Here is a 20,383-nt window from a genome sequence, read left to right as displayed (position 1 = left end):
GCGCCCACCCCCTCAGGAGCAGCCATGCCACCGACCCCCACCGTGCTCGCGGTGATCCCCGCCCGCGGCGGATCCAAGGGCGTCCCCGCCAAGAACCTCGCCCAGGTCGGCGGCGTCCCCCTGGTCGCCCGCGCGGTCCGTGCCTGCCTCGCGTCCCCCGAGGTCACCGACGTCGTCGTCACGACCGACGACGGGGCCATCGCGGAGGCGGCCAGGGCCGCGGCGGAGACGCTCGGCGACGCGGCCCGGCTGCACTGCGTGCAGCGCCCCACGGCCATCGCGGGAGACACCGCGACCAGTGAGGCGGCCGTCCTGCACGCCCTGGACGCGTACGAGGCCCTGCCGGGCGGCCGGCCGGCCGACGTGGTGCTGCTCGTCCAGTGCACCAGCCCCTTCCTCACCCGCGAGGACATCGACGGCGTCGCCGCCGCCGTCGCCCGGGACGGCGCCGACACGGCCGTCACCGTCGCCCCCTTCCACGGCTTCGTGTGGCGCGACGGCAGCGCGGTCGAGGACGGGACGTACGGCGTCAACCACGACAAGGCCTTCCGCCCCCGCCGGCAGGACCGTCCCCAGGACTACCTGGAGACCGGTGCCGCGTACGCCATGGACGTCACCGGCTTCCGCACCCACCGCCACCGCTTCTTCGGCCACACCGCGCTCGTGGAGACCGATCCGGCCCGGGTGCTGGAGATCGACGACCCGCACGACCTCGCCCGCGCCCGCGCCCTCGCACCCCTCCTCGACCCGTCACCGCTGCCGGTCCGCGCGGACATCGACGCCGTCGTCCTCGACTTCGACGGCACCCAGACCGACGACCGCGTGCTCATCGACTCCGACGGCCGCGAGACCGTCGCCGTGCACCGCGGCGACGGCCTCGGTATCGCCGCCCTGCGCCGGGCCGGCCTTCCGCTGCTCATCCTGTCCACCGAGCAGAACCCGGTCGTTGCCGCCCGCGCCCGCAAGCTCCAGGTCCCCGTCCTGCACGGCATCGACCGCAAGGACCTGGCGCTCAAGCAGTGGTGCGAGGAGCAGTCGATCGACCCGGACCGCGTGCTCTACGTCGGCAACGACGTCAACGACCTGGCCTGCTTCGGCTTGGCGGGCTGGCCCGTCGCCGTGGCGAGTGCCCACGACTCGGTGCGCGCCGCGGCGCGCGCCGTCACGACCACCCCCGGCGGCTTCGGCGCCATCCGTGAGATCGCGGCCTGGCTCCTGGGCCCCACCCTCACCACCGAAACCCCTGCCCCCACCCCCGTCCCGTAAGGAAGCACCACCATGAGCAGCACCTCCCGTGTCCGTACCTTCGGCTCCCGCACCGCGGGCCCCGGCCACCCCGTCTACGTGACGGGCGAGATCGGCATCAACCACAACGGTGACCTCGACAACGCCCTCGCGTTGATCGACGTGGCCGCCGAAGCCGGCTGCGACGCCGTGAAGTTCCAGAAGCGCACCCCGGAGATCTGCACCCCGCGCGACCAGTGGGACATCGAGCGCGACACACCCTGGGGCCGGATGACGTACATCGACTACCGCCACCGCGTGGAGTTCGGCGAGGCCGAGTACCAGGCCATCTCCGAGCACTGCGCCGAGCGCGGCATCGACTGGTTCGCCTCCCCGTGGGACACCGAGGCCGTCGCCTTCCTCGAGAAGTTCGACGTCCCCGCGCACAAGGTGGCCTCCGCCTCCCTCACCGACGACGAGCTGCTGCGCGCCCTGCGCGCCACGGGCCGCACCGTCATCCTCTCCACCGGCATGTCCACCCCGCGCCAGATCCGGCACGCGGTCGAGGTCCTCGGCAGCGACAACATCCTGCTCTGCCACGCCACGTCCACGTACCCGGCGAAGGCCGAGGAGCTCAACCTGCGGGTCATCAACACCCTCCAGCAGGAGTACCCGAACGTCCCGATCGGCTACAGCGGCCACGAGACCGGCCTGCAGACCACGCTGGCCGCCGTCGCCCTCGGCGCCACGTTCGTCGAGCGCCACATCACCCTGGACCGCGCCATGTGGGGCTCCGACCAGGCCGCCTCCGTCGAGCCCCAGGGCCTCACCCGCCTGGTCCGCGACATCCGCACCATCGAGGCGTCGCTCGGCGACGGCGTGAAGAAGGTGTACGAGTCGGAGCTCGGCCCGATGAAGAAGCTCCGCCGGGTCGCGGGTGTCGTCGCCGAGAGCGACAGCGCCGCGCCCGAGCCGGTCGCGGTCTGACGGGCCGACCGGTGAACCTCGCCTTCGTCGAGAGCCCGGTCCAGCTCCTGAACGTCCTGGAGTGGACCCACGCCAGGGGAGGACCCGGCACCACGGTCGTCGTCCTCCCCCCGGTCGACCCGATGTCGCGCGGCCAGCTGCGCAGGATGGCGGAGCTGGCCCGCGACGAGGGCGTCACCGTGCGCTGGCAGGAGGCGCGCGGGGAGTCCGGCGCGCCCCTGAAGGCCCTGCGCGCCTTGACCGCACTGATCCGCAAGGCCGATCACATCGTGATCGGGGACCCCTTCTCGCGGTACGTGCAACTGCTGCTCAGCCTGGTCCGCACCCGCCGGATCACGGTGGTCGACGACGGCACGGCCACCATGGAGTTCGTTGCCCAGCTGGCCGGCGGCGAACGCCTGGTGCGCTGGCACCGCCGGGGGAGCCGGGGCCCGCGTGAACTACTGCTGGCCCCGGTCACCTCGGCGGCCCGCCGCAGCTTCACGCCCTCGGCGACCCGCACGGTCGAGGTGTTCACCGCGATGCCGGTGGAGGCCCCGGAGGGCGTCGAGGTCACCCCCAACACCTTCGCCTGGACCCGGGAGCGGTTCGGCCCGCCCTCCGTCACCAAGGGGGCCGACATGGTCGGTACGTCGCTGGTGGAGACGGGGGTCGTCGACCCGGCCCCGTACGAGGACGCGGTCACCGCCCTGGCCCGTGCCCACGGCGCCACCCGGTACTTCGCCCACCGCCGCGAATCCGCCGAGAAGCTCCACGCCCTGGAAGCCGCCACCGGCCTGGAGATCGTCCGTCCGGACCTGCCCCTGGAGCTCATCGCCCGGCGCGGCCCCATCGGCCACACGGTCCTGAGCTTCCCGTCCACGGTGGTCCACACCCTGCCGCTCGCCCTGGCGGGTACGGGGGTGAAGGTCGCGGTGTGCGACATAGCGCCCGAGTGGCTGCGCGACACGGTCTCCCCGCGCGCGCACGGCTTCCTGAGCGGGGTCACGGAAACGGCCAGGGACGTACAGCGGCTGGCCCCGTGGCGGGCGACGGCGGTGGCGGAGGGCTGACCCCGTCGAGTGCCCCCGCCGCGTGCCCGCCGCCGGTGCGTTCCGGTCGGGGTGAGGCGGGGGACGCCAGGATCGGGCGAAACGCCCGCGTAGGGGTCCGCAGCCTCACAACGGCCCAGGCGGCGGGCAAGGCGGAGAAGACGGCGGAGTCTACCCACCGCCTGCGGCCGTTACACGCCGCGACGCCCCTTTTCGTTCCGCTGAGCGGCTGAAGTTTTGTTGATCTGTGGTCAGTTGGGGGGTGAAGGGGCCTACCCTTCACTGGGTGAACCACGTGAAGCCCCGCGCCCCCCACGCCGAGGCCGCCATGCCCGGCATCCTCTCCGACGAGCTCCGTGCCGAGCTGATCGCCTTCCGGCGTGACCTGCACATGCACCCAGAGCTCGGCAACCAGGAGTTCCGCACCACCGCCGCCATCAAGGCGCGGCTGGAGAAGGCGGGCCTGGCGCCGGAGGTGCTGCCCGGAGGCACCGGCCTGATCTGCGACGTGGGGGAGTGGGACGGCGTCACGCCCATGCTGGCGCTGCGCGCGGACATCGACGCGCTGCCGATCCCGGACACCAAGGCGGGGGTCTCCTACCGGTCCACCGTGCCGGACCGCGCGCACGCCTGCGGACACGACGTGCACACCGCCTGCGTGCTGGGCGCCGGGCTGGTGCTCAGCGAGCTCGAACGGCAGGGGCGGCTGCCGCACGCCGTGCGGCTGCTCTTCCAGCCGGCCGAGGAGGTGCTGCCCGGCGGAGCGGCCGACGCGATCGACGCCGGGGTGCTCAAGGGCGTCGGGCGGATCATCGGGGTGCACTGCGACCCGAAGGTCGACGTGGGGAAGGTCGGGCTGCGGATCGGCGCGATCACCTCCGCCTGCGACCGTCTGGAGATCTCCCTCGACGGCCCCGGCGGGCACACCGCCCGCCCGCACCTGACCACCGACCTGGTCACCGCGGCGGCCCGGGTGGCCCTGGACGTGCCCGCCCTGCTCGCCCGGCGCGTGGACGCCCGGTCCGGGCTCGCCGTCACCTGGGGCCGGCTGGTAACCGGGCACGCGCCCAACGTCGTCCCGCAGCACGCCGAGCTGTCCGGAACGGTGCGCTGCCTGGATCTGGAGACCTGGCGGCAGGCGCCCGACATGGTCCACGCGGCGGTCGACGAGGTGGCCGGAATGCACCGGGCCAAGACGGTGATCGACTACGTCCGGGGCGTGCCGCCCGTCGTGAACGACGCGGAGTCCATCGGCCTGCTCGACGCCGCGATGACCCTGCGCCGCGGATCGTACGCGATCGAGGACACCGAGCAGAGCCTCGGCGGAGAGGATTTCTCCTGGTACCTGGAGCACGTGCCGGGCGCCATGGCCCGGCTCGGCGTGCGTACCCCCGGGGACACCCGCGGTCTGGACCTGCACCGCGGCAATTTCGACGTCGACGAGGAGGCGATCACCGTGGGGGTGGAGCTCTTCACCGCCTCTGCGTTGCTCGACGGCAACCGTTCGTAACCGGCCAGGACACCTCCTGTTCGCGACGATCCGATAACGGCTTCCGTACAGGTCCTTATCTGACATCTACGCGCGTTACGATCGCGGCGAAACCAGCGCCGGAAGAGGCGCTTCGGTCAGGTTTGAAGGAGCCTTCCCTTGCGCCGGATCACCAGGATTGCCACCGTGGGCGTCATGTCCGCGGCACTCGCGCTGAGCGTATCGGCGTGTGGCGAGTCGTCCTCCTCGTCTAGCAGCAGTTCCGACTCGAAGGCCGCCAAGACGGCCCTCGCCTACGACATCGGCGGCCGTGGCGACCAGTCGTTCAACGACGCCGCCTACGCCGGCCTGGCGCGGGCCCAGAAGGACCTCGGCGTCAAGGGCACCGAGGCCGAGCCCTCCGAGGGCGAGTCGGACGCGGACAAGGTCCAGCGCCTCACCTCGCTGGCCCGCGCCGGCAACAACCCGGTGATCGGTGTCGGCTTCGCCTACGCCCCCGCGATAAAGAAGGTCGCCCCGAAGTTCCCGAAGACCACCTTCGGCATCATCGACGACGCCTCGGTGACCGGCGACAACATCGCCAACATCGTCTTCAACGAGGAGCAGGGCTCCTACCTCGCGGGTGTCGCCGCCGCCAAGGTCACCAAGACCAAGACGGTCGGCTTCATCGGCGGTGTCGAGACCCCGCTGATCAAGAAGTTCCAGGCCGGCTTCCAGCAGGGCGTCAAGGACACCGACCCCTCGGTGAAGGTGCTCCCGCAGTACCTGACCCAGCCGCCGAACTTCGACGGCTTCTCCAAGCCGGACCTCGGCAAGGCCGCTGCCCAGGGCCAGCTCGACAAGGGTGCCGACGTGGTCTACTCGGCGGCCGGCCTGGCCGGCTCCGGAGCCATCGAGGCCGTCTCCAAGGCCGGCAAGTGGAACGTCGGCGTCGACTCCGACCAGTACCAGCAGGAAGGGCTCGCCTCCTACAAGGAGTCCATCCTGACCTCGGTCACCAAGGACGTCGAGGACTCCGTCCTCAACCTGATCAAGTCCGTCCAGGACGGCAAGCCGCAGTCCGGTGAGGTCCGTTACGGCCTCGCCAAGGACGGCGTCGGCCTGGCCATGTCGAACCCGGCCTTCACCAAGATGACGGACGTCATCGCCGCCGTGGACAAGGCGAAGAAGGAAATCGTCGACGGCACGATCACGGTCAAGACCGCCCCGTAACGACTCAGGTCGTCACCTCGGTCACCCGTGGGCCCGGAGCGCGCACCGACGCTGCTCCGGGCCCACCGGGTACCCCGCCGCCAAGGATCCTTCGGCGCCGCGGGGCCCGCGTGCCCGTCGGAGAAGACCTGACGAAGAACCCGCAAGAAGAACCCCGGAGAAGATCCGCCCGTCGCAGTGTCCTGCTCGCACGGCACCCGGACCATGGGTCCGGACCGTGCTCGGTGCCCACGCTTTACGATTCGGCAGCGCTACGCGTGTAGACAGCCCGAGGCGCGATAACTTCACCCCCGCCCCTCTGCCCCTGTGCCCCCGCTCCTGTCCGGCCAAGGAGAGTGCGTCATCAACGCGTCCAGCAGTCCCCCTGCCGTAGAACTGCACGGCATCACCAAGCGCTTCCCCGGTGTCGTCGCCAACCACGACATCAGCATCACCGTCCGCAAGGGCACGGTGCACGCCCTCGTCGGTGAGAACGGCGCCGGCAAGTCCACTTTGATGAAGATCCTTTACGGCATGCAGAAGCCGGACGAGGGGACCATCGCCGTGGACGGTGAGGAGGTCTCGTTCGCCAACCCGGGCGACGCCATCGCGCGCGGCATCGGCATGGTGCACCAGCACTTCATGCTCGCCGACAACTTCACCGTCCTGGAGAACGTCGTCCTCGGCGGCGAGAAGCTGCACGGCATCGGATCGGCCGCCCGCAAGAAGATCACGGAGATCTCCGACGCGTACGGGCTGGGCGTCAGGCCCGACGCGCTCGTCGAGGACCTCGGAGTCGCCGACCGCCAGCGCGTGGAGATCCTCAAGGTCCTCTACCGCGGTGCCCGCATCCTCATCCTGGACGAGCCGACCGCCGTGCTCGTCCCCCAGGAGGTCGACGCGCTCTTCGCGAACCTCCGCGAGCTCAAGGCCGAGGGGCTCACCGTCATCTTCATCTCGCACAAGCTCGGAGAGGTCCTCTCCGTCGCCGACGAGATCACGGTGATCCGCCGGGGTACGACGGTGGGCACCGCCGACCCCGCGAACACCACGACCAAGCAGCTCGCCGAGCTGATGGTCGGCAGCGAACTGCCCTCGCCCGAGACGCGTGAGTCCACGGTGACGGATGTGCCCATGCTCCGCGTCGAGGGTCTCTCCCTCGGCGTGACGGACCCGGACGGGGCCGTCCGTGACGTCCTGTCCGGTGTCGGCTTCACCATCCACAAGGGCGAGGTCCTCGGGATCGCGGGCGTCGAGGGCAACGGCCAGACCGAGCTGATCGAGGCGCTCATCGGGATGCGGACCCCGGACAGCGGCGTCATCACCCTGGACGCCGAGGACATCTCGCGCGTTCCCACCCGCAGGCGGCGCGAGAGCGGCATCGGGTACATCCCCGAGGACCGCCACCGCCACGGTGTGCTGCTGGACGCTCCGCTCTGGGAGAACCGCATCCTCGGCCACGTCACCGAGAAGCCCAACAGCCGCGGCTTCCTGCTGGACCCGAAGGCGGCGCGCGCCGACACCGAGCGCATCGTCCGCGAGTACGACGTCCGCACCCCCGGCATCGAGGTCACCGCCGGCTCCCTGTCCGGCGGCAACCAGCAGAAGCTGATCGTCGGCCGCGAGATGAGCCACGCCCCCAAGCTCCTGATCGCCGCCCACCCCACGCGCGGCGTGGACGTCGGCGCCCAGGCGCAGATCTGGGACCAGATCCGTGAGGCGCGCCGCGAAGGGCTCGCCGTCCTGCTCATCTCCGCGGACCTGGACGAGCTCATCGGGCTCTCCGACACCCTGCGCGTCATGTACCGGGGCCGGCTCGTCGCGGACGCCGACCCCGCCACCATCACCCCCGAGGAACTGGGCTCGGCCATGACCGGCGCCGCCGCCGGTCACCTCGAAGCAGCACCGGAGGACGAGGCCTGATGAAGAAATTCGACAAGGACCGGATCGTCCTGGGATTCGCCGGGCCGGTACTGGCCCTGGTGGTGGCCTTCGCGCTGACCACCGTCGTCCTGCTCATCTCGAACCGCGATCCGTTCGAGCTGTACCGGCTGCTGTTCGAGCAGGCCTCGTACTCCGACGTGCAGGTGCTGATCGTCAACCAGGCCGGTACGTACTACCTCGCGGCTCTCGCGGTCGCCATCGGCTTCCGGATGAACCTCTTCAACATCGGCGTCGACGGGCAGTACCGTCTCGCCGCGATGATGGCCGCCCTGGTCGGTGCGAGCGTGGACCTTCCCGGCCCGCTGCAGATCTTCCTCATCGTGATCGTCGCGATGCTGGTGGGCGCCTTCTGGGCGGGCATCGCCGGGTTCCTGAAGACGACCCGCGGAGTGAGCGAGGTCGTCGCGACGATCATGCTCAACTCCATCGCCACCTCGCTGATCGCCTGGCTGATCCTGCCGAAGAACTTCGGCGAGCAGGCAGCCGGCTCCAACAACCTGACCACGGGCGACATCCCGGAGTCCGGCTGGTTCCCGGGCCTCTCCCTGGGTGCCGAGGCCGGTGAGATCTACGGGTTCACCTTCGTCGCCGCGGGGTGCGGCCTCGTCTACTGGTTCGTCCTGAACCGCACCCGCTTCGGCTTCGACCTGCGGGCCACGGGTGCCAGCGAGAGCGCTGCCCAGGCCTCCGGCGTGGACGCCAAGAAGATGATCCTGACCTCGATGCTGATCTCCGGCGCCGTCGCCGGCCTGGCCGGGATGCCCACGCTGCTGGGCGACACCCACACCTACAGCCTCGACTTCCCGGTCGGCATCGGCTTCACCGGCATCACCATCGCGCTGCTCGGCCGCAACCACCCCGTGGGCATCGCCCTCAGCGCCCTGCTGATCGCCTTCCTCGACAAGGCCTCCTCGTCACTCGACCAGTTCGGGTTCGAGAAGGAGATCGCCACGATCATGCAGGGCCTGATCGTGATCTCCGTCGTCATCAGCTACGAACTGGTCCGGCGTTACGGGACCCGCCGTCAGCAGCAGAAGGTCGGCGAGGAGCTCGCTGCCGGCCACGCCCTCACGACCGAGAAGGAGGCGGCCCTGTGAGCACCAGCGATGTCTCCGCCGCACGTGTCGCCCCCCGGAAGGGCGGCGGCCGACGCAAGCTCTCCCTGCCCGTCGTCCTCCTGATCATCGCCGGGGCGCTGGCCCTCGTCTCGCTGGTCCGTCTGATCAGCGGGGCGGACGACGTGACCTCCGTGGGCCAGGTGCGCGGCGCCCTGGAACTCGCCGTGCCGATCGGTCTGGCCGGCCTCGGCGGCCTCTGGGCCGAGCGGGCCGGTGTCGTCAACATCGGACTCGAGGGCATGATGATCCTCGGCACCTGGTTCGGCGCCTGGGCCGGCTTCCAGTGGGGTCCCTGGACGGGCGTCCTGTTCGGCGTCATCGGTGGCGCGCTCGGCGGGCTGCTGCACGCGGTCATCACCGTCACGTTCGGCGTGAACCACATCGTCTCCGGTGTGGCGATCAACATCCTCGCCGTCGGCGTCACCCGGTACCTGTCCAACTTCACCTTCGCCGAGGAGCCCGGCGGTTCCTCCAAGCAGTCCCCGCGTCTGGAGGAGATCGACAAGATCACCGTTCCCGGGCTGTCGGACTGGATGCAGGACCTCCAGCAGCACCACTGGTTCTTCGTCTCCGACCTCGCCGGCATCATCGGCGGCCTGGTCACCGGCCTGTCTCTGCTGACCGTGGTCGCCCTGCTGCTGATCCCCGTCACCTGGTGGGTGCTGTGGCGGACGGCGTTCGGTCTGCGCCTGCGCTCCTGCGGTGAGAGCCCGGTGGCCGCGGAGACGCTCGGCGTCAACGTCTACAAGTACAAGTACATCGCTGTCACGATCTCCGGCGGCCTGGCCGGGCTCGGCGGCGCCTTCCTCGCCCTCGTCGCCACCAGCATCTACCAGGAGGGCCAGACCGGCGGCCGCGGTTACATCGGCCTCGCCGCGATGATCTTCGGTAACTGGATGCCGGGCGGCATGGCGCTGGGCGCCGGGCTCTTCGGCTTCACCGACAGCCTCAAGCTGCGCGGCGGTGCCGAGAACGTCCACGCGATGCTGCTGCTCCTGGCGATCCTGCTGGTGATCGTGGTCTTCTGGCAGCTGTACCGGAAGAAGTACGTGGCCGCGGTGGTCTCGGCGGCCGTCTCCGCGCTGCTGTTCACCTGGTACGCGCTGACCGACCAGGTCCCGAGCCAGTTCGTGGACGCCGCCCCGTACGTCACGACGCTGCTGGTGCTCGCACTGTCGGCGCAGCGGCTGCGGATGCCCAAGGCGGACGGCGTGCCGTACCGCAAGGGCGAGGGCAAGTGACGCCCGCGCCCGCGGGTCCGCCCGCGCCCGTGGACTGGGACGCCCTGCGCGAGGCGGCCCGGGACGCGATGTCCCGGGCGTACGCCCCGTACTCGGGCTACCCGGTCGGGGCGGCCGCTCTGGTCGACGACGGGCGCACCGTCGCCGGCTGCAACGTCGAGAACGCCTCCTACGGCATCGGCCTGTGCGCCGAGTGCGGCCTGGTCTCCCAGCTGGCCGCCACGGGCGGGGGCCGCCTGACGCACTTCACCTGCGTGGACGGCGCCGGCGCGGTACTAGTGCCGTGCGGCCGGTGCCGGCAGCTGCTGTACGAGTTCGGGGGGCCCGGGCTCCTCCTGGAGACCCCGGACGGTCTGCGTACGCTCGACGAGATGCTGCCGCAGGCGTTCGGGCCGCAGCACCTCGGATAACGATCGACCGCCGTGGCCCTCCCGACGACCGGGAGGGCCACGCCCGTATTTCCCCTCTATGCGCGTAGAGTCAGTGAGGACTCTGCGTAGCGCATTTCTGCCGGAAGGACACCCAGGACCATGGACGCCATTTCCGTCATCCGCACCAAGCGGGACCGCGGCGAGCTCAGCCCCGAGCAGATCGACTGGGTCATCGACGCGTACACCCGCGGCGAGGTCGCCGACGAGCAGATGTCGGCGCTGGCCATGGCGATCCTGCTCAACGGCATGAACCGCACCGAGATCGCCCGCTGGACCGCCGCCATGATCGCCTCCGGTGAGCGGATGGACTTCCACACCCTCTCGCGTCCCACCACCGACAAGCACTCCACCGGCGGCGTCGGCGACAAGATCACTCTTCCGCTCGCCCCGCTGGTCGCCGCCTGCGGCGCGGCCGTGCCGCAGCTCAGCGGCCGGGGCCTCGGTCACACCGGCGGCACCCTCGACAAGCTGGAGTCCGTCCCCGGCTGGCGCGCCCACCTCTCCAACGCCGAGATGCTGGACGTGCTGGACACCACCGGCGCCGTGATCTGCGCGGCGGGCGACGGACTGGCCCCCGCCGACAAGAAGTTGTACGCGCTGCGCGACGTCACCGGCACCGTCGAGGCGATCCCGCTCATCGCCAGCTCGATCATGTCCAAGAAGATCGCCGAGGGTACCGGCGCGCTCGTCCTGGACGTCAAGGTCGGCTCCGGCGCCTTCATGAAGACCATCGAGGACGCCCGCGAACTGGCCTCCACCATGGTCGCCCTGGGCACCGACAGCGGTGTACGCACCGTGGCGCTGCTCACCGACATGGCGACGCCCCTCGGCCTGACCGCGGGCAACGCCCTGGAGGTACGCGAGTCCGTGGAGGTCCTCGCCGGCGGCGGCCCGAAGGACGTCGTCGACCTGACCCTGGCGCTCGCCCGCGAGATGCTCGCCGCCGCCGGGCTCAAGGACGCCGACCCGGAGAAGGCCCTCGCCGACGGCTCCGCCATGGACGTGTGGCGCCGCATGATCTCCGCCCAGGGCGGCGACCCGGACGCCCCCCTCCCCGTCGCCCGCGAACAGCACGTGGTCACGGCCCCCTCCTCCGGCGTACTGACGCGCCTGGACGCCTACGGCGTCGGGGTCGCCGCCTGGCGTCTCGGCGCCGGCCGCGCGCGCAAGGAGGACCCGGTGCAGGCCGGTGCCGGTGTCGAACTGCACGCCAAGCCCGGTGACCTCGTGACGGAGGGCCAGCCGCTGCTGACCCTGCACACGGACACCCCCGAGAAGTTCGGGTACGCGCTGCAGGCGCTGCCCGGCTCGTACGACATCGCCCCGGCCGGCACGCCGTTCACCGTCACGCCGGTCGTGCGGGAACGTATCGCCTGACCTGCGGATCTCCTCTTCGGGTGAACGGGACCGGTGGACCGCCGCCGGTCCCGTTCGGCATGCTGATATCGGTGACGCACCGATAAGAGGAGACCGCCATGGGCGCACTCACCGTCGATCCCGTGCCGGGTCACGGCCAGGACTGGGACGACCTCGTCCGGATCTGGGAGGAGACGGACGCACCCGAGGGCTGCAAGGTGGAGATCATCGAGGGGATCGTCACCGTGTCGCCACCTCCGTCCAAGGACCACAACACCACTGCCGAGCTGCTTCAACGCAGGCTCTACCCCGTGATCCCGGAGGACTGGGGGATCTACCAGACGCTCGGGGTGTCCGTGCCGGGACGGGCCGGGCTCTACATTCCCGACCTCGTCGTCGTGCCGCGCGCCGTGGTCGGCGGCCCCGGCAACCGCGTACCGGCGGAAGAGGCCCGGCTCGTCGTCGAGATCACCTCACCGGCCAACGCCAACCACGACCGCATCGGCAAGGTGCACGGATACGCCAAGGCCGGTGTCGCGCTGTTCCTGCTCCTCGACCCGTGGCACACCGGCCGCCCCACCGCCACGCTGTACGGGGAGCCGAGCGACGGCAGCTACCGGGTCCTGGACGCGGTGGAGTACGGGGAGACGCTGACGCTTCCGAAGCCGTTCGGGCTGGAGCTGGACACCGGGGTGTTCCCGACGGGCTGAGCCACGCACGCCGGTCCGATGAGTTCCGGGCACCACGCCGGTCCATGGGGGTGTGAACGCCACTCCGAGCGCCCTCGTCCTCACCGGCCGTGTCACCCGGGCCGACGTACCGGCACTCTGCGCCGAGTTGGAGGACCTGCTGAGCGGAGCCCCGGAGGCCGCCGCGGTCGACTGCGACGTGGGCGGGGTGGTGCGCCCGGATCTGGCCCTGGTCGAGGCGGTGGCGCGGCTCGGGCTCGTCGCACGACGGGCCGGGGGCGTCGAGCTGCGGCTGCGCAACGTCCCGGCCGGATTCAGGGCGTTGCTCGACCTGGTGGGCCTGGCCGACGTGGTGAATCCGGCCGACGTGGTGGCCGACGTCCGGCCCGCCCCCGAGTGACCGGCGCTCAGCGGGCCCAGGCCTGGTCGCGGATCACGTAGGTGGCGCAGTCGCGCTGCTCCACCCGTCCGTACGAGTATCCGTCCGGGACCTCCTCCTTCGACGGCGTGGCGCTCGCCGAGTACGAGGGAGCCGCCCTCGCCGCATCGCACGGGCCGCCCTCCGGCTGCGGTCCCGGCCCGGGGTTCTCGCCGGGAGAGACGGCCGTGGGGGCGGTGCCCGGACCGGCGGTGGCGGACGGTTCACCCAGCCACAGCGTGGCCGCCCAGCCCCCCACCACCAGGAGGGCCCAGCCGATCACCACCAGGCGGCCCGCTCTCATGACGCGCTCTCTTCGAGACGGTCGGGAAACCCGAACAGCGGGAACCAGCGCGGAGTGTCCAGGAAACAGTGCATGCCGGTGATGGCACCGCCCGAGATGTCGATGACCTGCACCGCCCACGGCACGAACCCCGTGCCGTCCGGGTCCGGCTTGTAGTGCGCGAAGGCCGGAGCGCCGTTGGCCTCGGTCGCCACCAGCCGGGAGCCGGCGCAGCCCGCGCCGATGGTGAGCATGAAGCCCGTGATGTCCTCGTGCCCCTGGAGCCAGAGGTCGAACGGCGGCATGGTCATCACGGCGTCCTCATGGAGCAGCGCGGTCAGCGCAGCCATGTCATACCCCTCGAACGCCGCCACGTACCGGTCCAGGAGCTTGCGCTGCTCCTCGTCCAGCGGGTCGGCGGTGTCCGGCGGCGCGCCCTCCCGCTGCGCGATCGTCGCCCTGGCCCGCTGCAGGGCGCTGTTGACCGAGGCGACCGTCGTATCGAGCAGCTCGGCGACCTCGCTCGCCTTCCAGGCGAGTACCTCGCGCAGGATGAGCACCGCACGCTGCCTGGGCGGCAGATGCTGGAGAGCGGCGACGAACGCGAGGCGCACCGATTCCCGGGCCACGGCGGCCTCGGCCGGGTCGGCCGTCGAGGGCAGGACGCGGCCGTCCGGCACGGGTTCCAGCCAGGTGTTCTCCGGGCGCGGGCTGAGCGCCGCCTGCGCCAGGGGCGTCGGGCCGGTCAGATCCACCGGCCTGGCCCGCTTGTTGCCCGCGTTCAGCATGTCCAGACAGACGTTCGTCGCGATGCGGTAGAGCCAGGAGCGCAGCGAGGAACGGCCTTCGAACCGGTCGAAAGCGCGCCAGGCACGCACCAGCGTGTCCTGGACGGCGTCCTCCGCCTCGAAGGCCGAGCCGAGCATCCGGTAGCAGTAACCGGTCAGCTCGACCCGGTGTGCCTCCAGACGGCTGTCGAGGTCCGCCGTCGCTGTCCGCTCACCCATCGTTCCACCCCTGTTGCGCTGTGACACCGCTCACCCGGCACTGCGGAAGCTACCCCAGGGCACTGACAACGGGGTCGCGAGGCGGCAACGTCGCAGCTCAGGTGCCAGGCTTGCGTCCGTACACGAAGACGTCGTCACCGTTCTTCAGCAGGTTCCAGTATGACTTCGCGTCCGCGGGCCGCATGTTCACACAGCCCGCCGAGCCCGGGTTGTTGTACATGGACTTGGTGACCGAGTGGAACGCCTGGCCGCCGTCGAAGAACTGGGCGTACGGCATCCGGACGTCGTAGAGGGTCGACCAGTGGTTGATGTTGCGCCAGTAGATCTTCTTCGCGCCGGTCCGCGTCTCCGCCCCGTCGCGGCCCGTGCGGACGGGCACCGGGCCGAACTTCAGCCTGCTGCCGTCCTGGATCCAGCTCAGCTGCCGGGTGAGGTCCACGCACGCGATGCGCCCCTTGTTCGTGGGGCACTTCTTCGCGGCGTTGGGGTTCTTGCCGGCTGCCTTCTGCGCGGTGATCGTCTTCATCGTGCGCCAGGTGACGGGCCCCGCGTACCCGGCGGCGGGTGTGATGCCCTTCGCCACCTGGAAGGCGCGGATCGCCGTGCAGTCGGCCACGGACTGGCGTCCGTCCACCGGTCGCTTCAGGTAGTTCTCGACCTGCTTCTGGTACGGCCCCTTCGACGCCGTGCAGGAGGCCGCCTGGGCGGCCGTGCCGGTGCTCAGCACCAGGGCCGGTACGGCCATGAGACCGGCGACGGACAACGCGGCCGTCCGCCGCGTCGTCACGCCGCCGCGTGGGTTCCCCGAGATGCGCATACGCCTGCTCCCCTTCGCGCGCGATGTGGTGACTCGCTTGTTGGACGCGCGTGGGGGAGCGGCGGTTGTGCGGTGGGAGGTCTCAGTTGTGCACGGCCGCCACGGGCCTGGCCCGGAGCCGTTCGGTCCTGGCCGCCCTCGTCCCGTACAGCGTGATCGACACGACGCCGAGGACCGCGAGGAGGCCCAGCGTGACCGTGCCCGCCCAGCCGCCGGCGTGGAAGGCGACCGCGCCGAGTGTGCCGCCCGCGCTGGAGCCCAGGTAGTACGCCGACTGGTAGAGCGCCGACGCCTGGGCGCGGCCGGTCGTCGCCGTACGGCTCACCGAGGAGGAGGCGACCGCGTGCCCGGCGAAGAAGCCGGCCGTGATCAGGACCAGGCCCAGCAGGACGGCGGCCAGCCGGTCGGCCAGGGAGAGCAGCAGGCCCGCGGCCGTCGTGGACACGGCGAGGTAGAGCGCGCCCCGGCGGCCCAGCCGGGCGACCAGCCGGCCGGCTGCGGCGGAGGAGACCGTACCGACCAGGTAGACGAGGAAGATCGAGCCGACGATGCCCTGCGGGAGGCTGAACGGTGCCTCGACGAGCCGGTAGCCGATCACGGTGTAGACCGCGCCGAAGACCGTCATGAACAGGGCGCCGATCGCGTACAGCCGGCGCAGCAGCGGGTCGGCGAGGTGCCCGGTGACCGTCTTCGCCAGGGCCCGGGGGTTCAGCGAACCGGGCGTGAAGTGCCTGGCCTTGGGGATCATGAAGTGGAACACGGCGGCGCAGACGACGGCGAGCAGCCCGACGGCGCCGAGCGCGGCCCGCCAGCCCCACAGCTGGGCGACCCAGCCGGTGAGGATGCGGCCGCTCATGCCGCCGATGCTGTTGCCCGCCACGAACAGCCCGATCGCGGCCACCAGCGCCTTGGGCCGTACCTCCTCGGCCAGGTACGCCATCGCAGAGGCGGGCAGCCCGGCCAGTGCCGCGCCCTGGACCGCGCGCAGCGCGATCAGCCAGCCGAGCGACGGGGCGAACGGGACGAGCAGGCCGACCAGCACGGCGACCGTCAGGGACGCCGTCATCATCTGCCGCCGCCCGAAGCGCTCGGAGAGCGCGCTCAGCGGCAGGACGCACAGGGCCAGCGCCCCGGTCGCCGCGGAGACCGTCCAGCTGGCCTGACCGGCCGTCGCGCCGAAGGACGCGGACACGGCGGGCAGCAGGGCCTGCGTGGAGTAGAGGAGTGCGAAGGTCGCGACCCCGGCCGCGAAGAGCGCGAAGCTCATCCGGCGGTAGCCGGGGCGGCCCGGCTCGAGGCGGTCGGGCCCGCTGGGGGCCGGGGCCGGCCCGGAGCGGGCCGGGGTGACCGGGGAGACGGCGGCGGACGAGAGAGCGGAGGCGCCCAGCACGATGGTGGACGCCCCGGTACTGGCAGGAGGCATACGTCGAACGTAGGCTCCCCGGTTTCATGCGTCCAATGCATGAAACAGTCATAATCGTTCCCATGGCGCATCACTACAGTTCACAGCCCCGCCTGTCACCGAGTAGTTACGAAGAAGACATCCGCGCCGTGCTCGCTCCCCGCCTCGCGTACTTCGAAGCGGTGGCACGCCACGAGCACGTCACCCGCGCCGCGCACGAGCTCGGTGTTCCCCAGTCGACGCTGTCGCGGGCCATGGTGAGGCTCGAACAGGACCTGGGCGTCGCCCTGTTCGCCCGCAGGGGACGCACCGTCTCACTCACCCCCGCGGGCCGTACTTTCCTGGGATCGGCCGAACGCGCGCTGGCCGAGGTGGAGAAGGCCGCCGACTCCGTCCGGGCCGACGCCGACCCGGCCGCGGGCAAGGTCGCCTTCGGCTTCCTGCACACCATGGGCTCGGAGACCGTGCCCGCGCTGCTCCGCGCCTTCCGCGCCGACCACCCCCGGGTCCGCTTCCAGCTCGTGCAGAACTACGGCGAGGCGATGATCGAACGCCTGCGGGCGGGCGGTCTCGACCTCTGTCTCACCTCTCCCGTCCCCGACGCCCCCGGCCTTGTCGCCCGCCGCCTCGACGAGCAGCGGCTGCGTCTGGTGGTACCCGACGACCACCGCCTCGCCGGGCGGCGGCGCGTACGCCTCGCCGAGGCCGCCGAGGAGGCGTTCGTGACCCTGGAGCCCGGTTACGGCCTGCGGCGGATCACCGACGACCTCTGTGCGGAGGCCGGGTTCACCCCGCGTGTGGCGTTCGAGGGCGAGGAGGCCGAGACGCTGCGCGGACTGGTCGCCGCCGGGCTCGGGGTGGCCCTGCTCCCGCCGCCCGCCGTCGCCCGGCCCGGCGTGGTCGAGCTGACGGTCACGGCGCCGCGCGCGGCCCGGGAGATCGGGGTCGCCTGGCTGGACGGCCACCCCGACACCCCGCCGGTGGCCGCGTTCAAACGCTTCCTGCTGTCACGCCGGGGGAACCTGCTGCCGGACTGAGCCCTGGGCGGAGGGCCCGGGGCGGGAGCTCCCAGCAGAGCGCCCTGCGGCCCGAAGGCCCCTCCACGCGTCACTTCCCTGCACGGCGTGGGGGCCGATCCGCCACCGGGCCGCTCAGTGCCGCAGGGACTGTCCGAAGCCGGCGGCCAGCGGCATCCGCAGCCCCAGCGGCGGCGGCGCCGCGAAGGCGTCGGCGACCGGGCGCGCGTACGACCGGGCGAAGAGCGAGCCCCGCACGAAGTCCGCCGCCAGCGCCGTCACTTCGGACCGGTGCTGGCGCAGCGCGTGCCCGTCCGAGTGGACCTCGAACCGGCAGGTGTCCCGGTTGGACTTCTTGGCGCGCTCGGCCAGCCGGTAGGAGAGCTCCGGATCCGTCCGGGCGTCGTTGGTGCCGTGCACGATCAGCACCCTGCGCCCCGCGAGGTGCTTGACCGGCTCGGGCCCGGGCTCCGGGGCCGCCGCGCCCTCCGGCAGCCACGGGGCCATCGCCAGGACCGACGTGACGGCCGTGTGCCCGCCCGCCCGCAGGGCGGCCCGGCCGCCCATCCCGTGCCCGGCCAGGCAGACGGGGACGTCCCCGTAGCGGCGTACGACCTCGTCGGCGGCCCACTCGGCGTCGGCCGCCGGGTCCGCGCCGGTGTTCCAGCCCCGGCTGCGGTAGCGCACGACGTGCACGGCGAGGCCGTCCCCCTGTGCCGCCCGTGCCAGCGTGCGCGCGAACGGCAGCTGCCGGGCGTAGGAGAGTGCGGAGGGGCGGCGCCGTGAGGCGGTCTCGCCGTCCGGGAGCAGCAGGACCACGCCGCTGACCTCGGATGGTGCTCCGGCCGTGTGGACGGCCCGTCCCAGCCTGGCGGCAGGCAGGGGAAGTTCGCGCTGTGCCATGACAGAACAGTGTCAGAAGCGCAGATGGATTCCATCCGGATTCACGGTCACTGTTACGCATCGACGCCCCACTCTACGCGCGTAGGCGTTAGAGTGCCCAGATGACGAGCCAGACCCAGAGCGTCCCCGACCACGACCAGATCCGCCGCGCGCCCAAGGTGCTCCTCCACGACCACCTCGACGGAGGGCTGCGCCCCGGCACCGTTGTCGAACTGGCGCTCGCGCAGGGCTACGACGCCCTTCCCGAGACCGAACCCGACAGACTCGGCGTGTGGTTCCGCGAGGCGGCGGACTCCGGCTCCCTGGAGCGGTACCTGGAGACGTTCGCCCACACCTGCGCCGTCATGCAGACGCGTGACGCCCTGTTCCGGGTCGCGGCCGAGTGCGCCGAGGACCTCGCCGAGGACGGCGTCGTCTACGCGGAGGTGCGGTACGCGCCGGAGCAGCACCTCACCGCGGGCCTGACCCTGGAAGAGGTCGTCGAGGCGGTCAACGACGGCTTCCGGGAGGGCGAGCGCCGGGCTCGTGCGAACGGCCACCGCATCCGCGTCGGCGCCCTCCTCACGGCGATGCGGCACGCCGCGCGGGCGCTGGAGATCGCCGAGCTCGCCAACCGGTACCGCGACCTGGGCGTCGTCGGCTTCGACATCGCGGGCGCCGAGGCGGGCTTCCCCCCCACCCGGCACCTGGACGCGTTCGAGTACCTCAAGCGCGAGAACAACCACTTCACGATCCACGCCGGCGAGGCCTTCGGGCTGCCGTCGATCTGGCAGGCGCTGCAGTGGTGCGGGGCCGACCGGCTCGGTCACGGCGTCCGCATCATCGACGACATCGAGATCGCCGAGGACGGCACGGTGAGGCTGGGCCGGCTCGCCTCCTACGTACGGGACAAGCGCATCCCGCTGGAGCTGTGCCCGACCTCCAACCTCCAGACCGGCGCGGCGGACTCGTACGCGAAGCACCCCATCGGGCTGCTGCGCACGTTGCACTTCCGTGCCACCGTGAACACGGACAACCGGCTGATGAGCGGGACGAGCATGAGCCAGGAATTCGAGCGGCTGACCGAGACTTTCGGATACACGCTCGATGACATGCAGTGGTTCACCGTCAATGCGATGAAGTCGGCGTTCATTCCTTTCGATGAACGTCTGGCGATGATCAACGACGTCGTGAAGCCCGGGTACGCGGAACTGAAATCCGAATGGCTCTTCCGTCAGACCGTCACGACCAGCGGTTCTTCGCCCTCGGCGGGCTGAGGCGAGTGCGTGGGAAACGGCCGGGGACCTCGGGATCCCGGCCGTTTTCCGTGTCCCGGCATGTTTGCGGGTGGGGCGAAAGGCTGACTACGTTGCAGAGCCGCTCCCCTCCCCTTCCCCAAGGATGAATGTCCTATGAAGCAGACCGCTGTCAGGACCCTCGGTGTCGCCGCTCTCGGCGCCGCTTTCGCCGCCGCCGGCGCGGGCAGTGCCTCCGCCGTCGCGCTGCCCGTCGACTCGGTGGCCGGCATGCTGCCCGCGAACATCGCGCTCGACTCCGTGGCCGACGCCCTGCCCGCCGTCCAGAAGGCCGCCGGCGGCCTCCTCGACCAGCAGGGCGGCCACGCGGTCACGACGCAGGGCGGCAACCTGCTCGGCGGCATGCCCGCCGGCGGGCTGACCGGCGTCCTGCCGCTGGGCCGCTGACCGGCCTGTCCGCACGCACTGTGGGGGGGGGGCCCCCCCCCCGGGGGGGCCCCCCCCCCGCCCCCCGCCCGCCCCCCCCCCGCCCCGCCCCCGCCCCCCCCCCGGCCCCGGGGGGGGCGGGTGCCCCCCGCGCACCCGCCCCCCCCCCCCGCGG

At 71.6% G+C, this 20,383-nt stretch carries 20 protein-coding genes; 15 read left to right on the top strand and 5 right to left on the bottom strand.

All coding sequences use genetic code 11. The features are described 5' to 3' along the window. Positions 1-24 precede the first annotated feature (24 nt). The 12 genes from ACH4VO_RS26725 to ACH4VO_RS26670 all read left to right on the top strand — a co-directional run bounded on the left by ACH4VO_RS26725 (position 25) and on the right by ACH4VO_RS26670 (position 13,101). On the top strand, positions 25-1,266 hold the full coding sequence (locus ACH4VO_RS26725; protein ID WP_360996563.1) for an acylneuraminate cytidylyltransferase: 1,242 nt from the start codon (positions 25-27) through the stop codon (positions 1,264-1,266). Between the two features lie 12 nt (positions 1,267-1,278). After that, on the top strand, positions 1,279-2,211 hold the full coding sequence (locus tag ACH4VO_RS26720; protein ID WP_360996560.1) for an N-acetylneuraminate synthase family protein: 933 nt from the start codon (positions 1,279-1,281) through the stop codon (positions 2,209-2,211). A gap of 11 nt (positions 2,212-2,222) precedes the next feature. Continuing rightward, a complete protein-coding gene (locus ACH4VO_RS26715; RefSeq protein ID WP_360996558.1) occupies positions 2,223-3,263 on the top strand; it encodes a hypothetical protein in 1,041 nt (346 codons plus the stop codon). Between the two features lie 274 nt (positions 3,264-3,537). Then, positions 3,538-4,752 carry an amidohydrolase gene (locus ACH4VO_RS26710; RefSeq protein ID WP_398441558.1) on the top strand — a complete coding sequence of 405 codons (1,215 nt, stop codon included), beginning with the start codon at positions 3,538-3,540 and terminating at the stop codon, positions 4,750-4,752. A gap of 138 nt (positions 4,753-4,890) precedes the next feature. Further along, positions 4,891-5,943, top strand: coding sequence for a BMP family ABC transporter substrate-binding protein (locus tag ACH4VO_RS26705; protein WP_360996555.1), 1,053 nt, complete (start codon positions 4,891-4,893; stop codon positions 5,941-5,943). 318 nt (positions 5,944-6,261) lie between these two features. Then, positions 6,262-7,845: an ABC transporter ATP-binding protein gene (locus tag ACH4VO_RS26700; RefSeq protein WP_360996676.1), complete on the top strand. Its 1,584-nt coding sequence runs from the start codon at positions 6,262-6,264 to the stop codon at positions 7,843-7,845. Further along, positions 7,845-8,963, top strand: a complete 1,119-nt coding sequence (locus ACH4VO_RS26695) for an ABC transporter permease (protein ID WP_069171039.1) — start codon at positions 7,845-7,847, stop codon at positions 8,961-8,963. Before ACH4VO_RS26700 ends, ACH4VO_RS26695 begins: the two co-directional genes overlap by 1 nt. Further along, positions 8,960-10,225, top strand: coding sequence for an ABC transporter permease (locus ACH4VO_RS26690; RefSeq protein ID WP_360996552.1), 1,266 nt, complete (start codon positions 8,960-8,962; stop codon positions 10,223-10,225). Before ACH4VO_RS26695 ends, ACH4VO_RS26690 begins: the two co-directional genes overlap by 4 nt. Then, complete coding sequence (locus ACH4VO_RS26685; RefSeq protein WP_360996549.1) at positions 10,222-10,635, top strand: cytidine deaminase; 414 nt, start codon at positions 10,222-10,224, stop codon at positions 10,633-10,635. The genes ACH4VO_RS26690 and ACH4VO_RS26685 overlap by 4 nt, the downstream gene beginning before the upstream one ends. A gap of 120 nt (positions 10,636-10,755) precedes the next feature. Further along, on the top strand, positions 10,756-12,033 hold the full coding sequence (locus tag ACH4VO_RS26680) for a thymidine phosphorylase (protein ID WP_360996546.1): 1,278 nt from the start codon (positions 10,756-10,758) through the stop codon (positions 12,031-12,033). Positions 12,034-12,131: 98 nt separating this feature from the next. After that, positions 12,132-12,722, top strand: coding sequence for a Uma2 family endonuclease (locus ACH4VO_RS26675; RefSeq protein WP_360996544.1), 591 nt, complete (start codon positions 12,132-12,134; stop codon positions 12,720-12,722). Positions 12,723-12,774: 52 nt separating this feature from the next. Then, positions 12,775-13,101 (top strand): STAS domain-containing protein, encoded by a 327-nt coding sequence (locus ACH4VO_RS26670; protein ID WP_360996541.1) that lies wholly within the window; start codon positions 12,775-12,777, stop codon positions 13,099-13,101. 7 nt (positions 13,102-13,108) lie between these two features. Here ACH4VO_RS26670 and ACH4VO_RS26665 read toward each other — a convergent pair whose 3' ends face one another. The 4 genes from ACH4VO_RS26665 to ACH4VO_RS26650 form a co-directional block, all read right to left on the bottom strand. After that, positions 13,109-13,423, bottom strand: a complete 315-nt coding sequence (locus ACH4VO_RS26665; RefSeq protein ID WP_360996538.1) for a hypothetical protein — start codon at positions 13,421-13,423, stop codon at positions 13,109-13,111. Continuing rightward, positions 13,420-14,409: a sigma-70 family RNA polymerase sigma factor gene (locus ACH4VO_RS26660; protein WP_360996535.1), complete on the bottom strand. Its 990-nt coding sequence runs from the start codon at positions 14,407-14,409 to the stop codon at positions 13,420-13,422. The genes ACH4VO_RS26665 and ACH4VO_RS26660 overlap by 4 nt, the downstream gene beginning before the upstream one ends. A gap of 97 nt (positions 14,410-14,506) precedes the next feature. Further along, positions 14,507-15,226, bottom strand: a complete 720-nt coding sequence (locus tag ACH4VO_RS26655) for a L,D-transpeptidase (protein ID WP_360996533.1) — start codon at positions 15,224-15,226, stop codon at positions 14,507-14,509. A gap of 82 nt (positions 15,227-15,308) precedes the next feature. Beyond that, the gene (locus tag ACH4VO_RS26650) at positions 15,309-16,649 is read right to left on the bottom strand and encodes an MFS transporter (RefSeq protein WP_360996530.1); all 1,341 of its coding nucleotides are present in this window, start codon (positions 16,647-16,649) and stop codon (positions 15,309-15,311) included. A gap of 62 nt (positions 16,650-16,711) precedes the next feature. Here ACH4VO_RS26650 and ACH4VO_RS26645 point away from each other — a divergent pair, with 62 nt between their 5' ends. Beyond that, entirely contained in the window at positions 16,712-17,665 is a 954-nt protein-coding gene (locus ACH4VO_RS26645; RefSeq protein ID WP_360996527.1) for a LysR family transcriptional regulator, read from the top strand. Positions 17,666-17,779: 114 nt separating this feature from the next. Here ACH4VO_RS26645 and ACH4VO_RS26640 read toward each other — a convergent pair whose 3' ends face one another. Beyond that, the gene (locus ACH4VO_RS26640) at positions 17,780-18,463 is read right to left on the bottom strand and encodes an alpha/beta hydrolase (RefSeq protein WP_360996674.1); all 684 of its coding nucleotides are present in this window, start codon (positions 18,461-18,463) and stop codon (positions 17,780-17,782) included. Between the two features lie 185 nt (positions 18,464-18,648). Between ACH4VO_RS26640 and ACH4VO_RS26635 the strand changes: the two genes are divergently transcribed. Then, positions 18,649-19,803: an adenosine deaminase gene (locus tag ACH4VO_RS26635; protein ID WP_360996524.1), complete on the top strand. Its 1,155-nt coding sequence runs from the start codon at positions 18,649-18,651 to the stop codon at positions 19,801-19,803. Positions 19,804-19,938: 135 nt separating this feature from the next. Beyond that, positions 19,939-20,229 (top strand): hypothetical protein, encoded by a 291-nt coding sequence (locus ACH4VO_RS26630; RefSeq protein ID WP_360996521.1) that lies wholly within the window; start codon positions 19,939-19,941, stop codon positions 20,227-20,229. The last annotated feature ends 154 nt before the right edge of the window (positions 20,230-20,383 follow it).

It is taken from the genome of Streptomyces sp. NPDC020780, from assembly GCF_044334475.1.
Taxonomy (GTDB): domain Bacteria; phylum Actinomycetota; class Actinomycetes; order Streptomycetales; family Streptomycetaceae; genus Streptomyces.
Note: the sequence above shows the minus strand (reverse complement) of the source record. Positions and strands in the feature narration are given on the sequence as shown.

Bases quoted from the DNA above. Each gene is read 5' to 3' on its own strand.
- ACH4VO_RS26725 (WP_360996563.1), top strand. From the start codon at position 25: ATGCCACCGACCCCCACCGTGCTCGCGGTGATCCCCGCCCGCGGCGGA.
- ACH4VO_RS26720 (WP_360996560.1), top strand. From the start codon at position 1,279: ATGAGCAGCACCTCCCGTGTCCGTACCTTCGGCTCCCGCACCGCGGGC.
- ACH4VO_RS26695 (WP_069171039.1), top strand. From the start codon at position 7,845: ATGAAGAAATTCGACAAGGACCGGATCGTCCTGGGATTCGCCGGGCCG.
- ACH4VO_RS26680 (WP_360996546.1), top strand. From the start codon at position 10,756: ATGGACGCCATTTCCGTCATCCGCACCAAGCGGGACCGCGGCGAGCTC.
- ACH4VO_RS26675 (WP_360996544.1), top strand. From the start codon at position 12,132: ATGGGCGCACTCACCGTCGATCCCGTGCCGGGTCACGGCCAGGACTGG.
- ACH4VO_RS26665 (WP_360996538.1), bottom strand. From the start codon at position 13,423: ATGAGAGCGGGCCGCCTGGTGGTGATCGGCTGGGCCCTCCTGGTGGTG.
- ACH4VO_RS26660 (WP_360996535.1), bottom strand. From the start codon at position 14,409: ATGGGTGAGCGGACAGCGACGGCGGACCTCGACAGCCGTCTGGAGGCA.
- ACH4VO_RS26655 (WP_360996533.1), bottom strand. From the start codon at position 15,226: ATGCGCATCTCGGGGAACCCACGCGGCGGCGTGACGACGCGGCGGACG.
- ACH4VO_RS26650 (WP_360996530.1), bottom strand. From the start codon at position 16,649: ATGCCTCCTGCCAGTACCGGGGCGTCCACCATCGTGCTGGGCGCCTCC.
- ACH4VO_RS26645 (WP_360996527.1), top strand. From the start codon at position 16,712: ATGGCGCATCACTACAGTTCACAGCCCCGCCTGTCACCGAGTAGTTAC.
- ACH4VO_RS26635 (WP_360996524.1), top strand. From the start codon at position 18,649: ATGACGAGCCAGACCCAGAGCGTCCCCGACCACGACCAGATCCGCCGC.
- ACH4VO_RS26630 (WP_360996521.1), top strand. From the start codon at position 19,939: ATGAAGCAGACCGCTGTCAGGACCCTCGGTGTCGCCGCTCTCGGCGCC.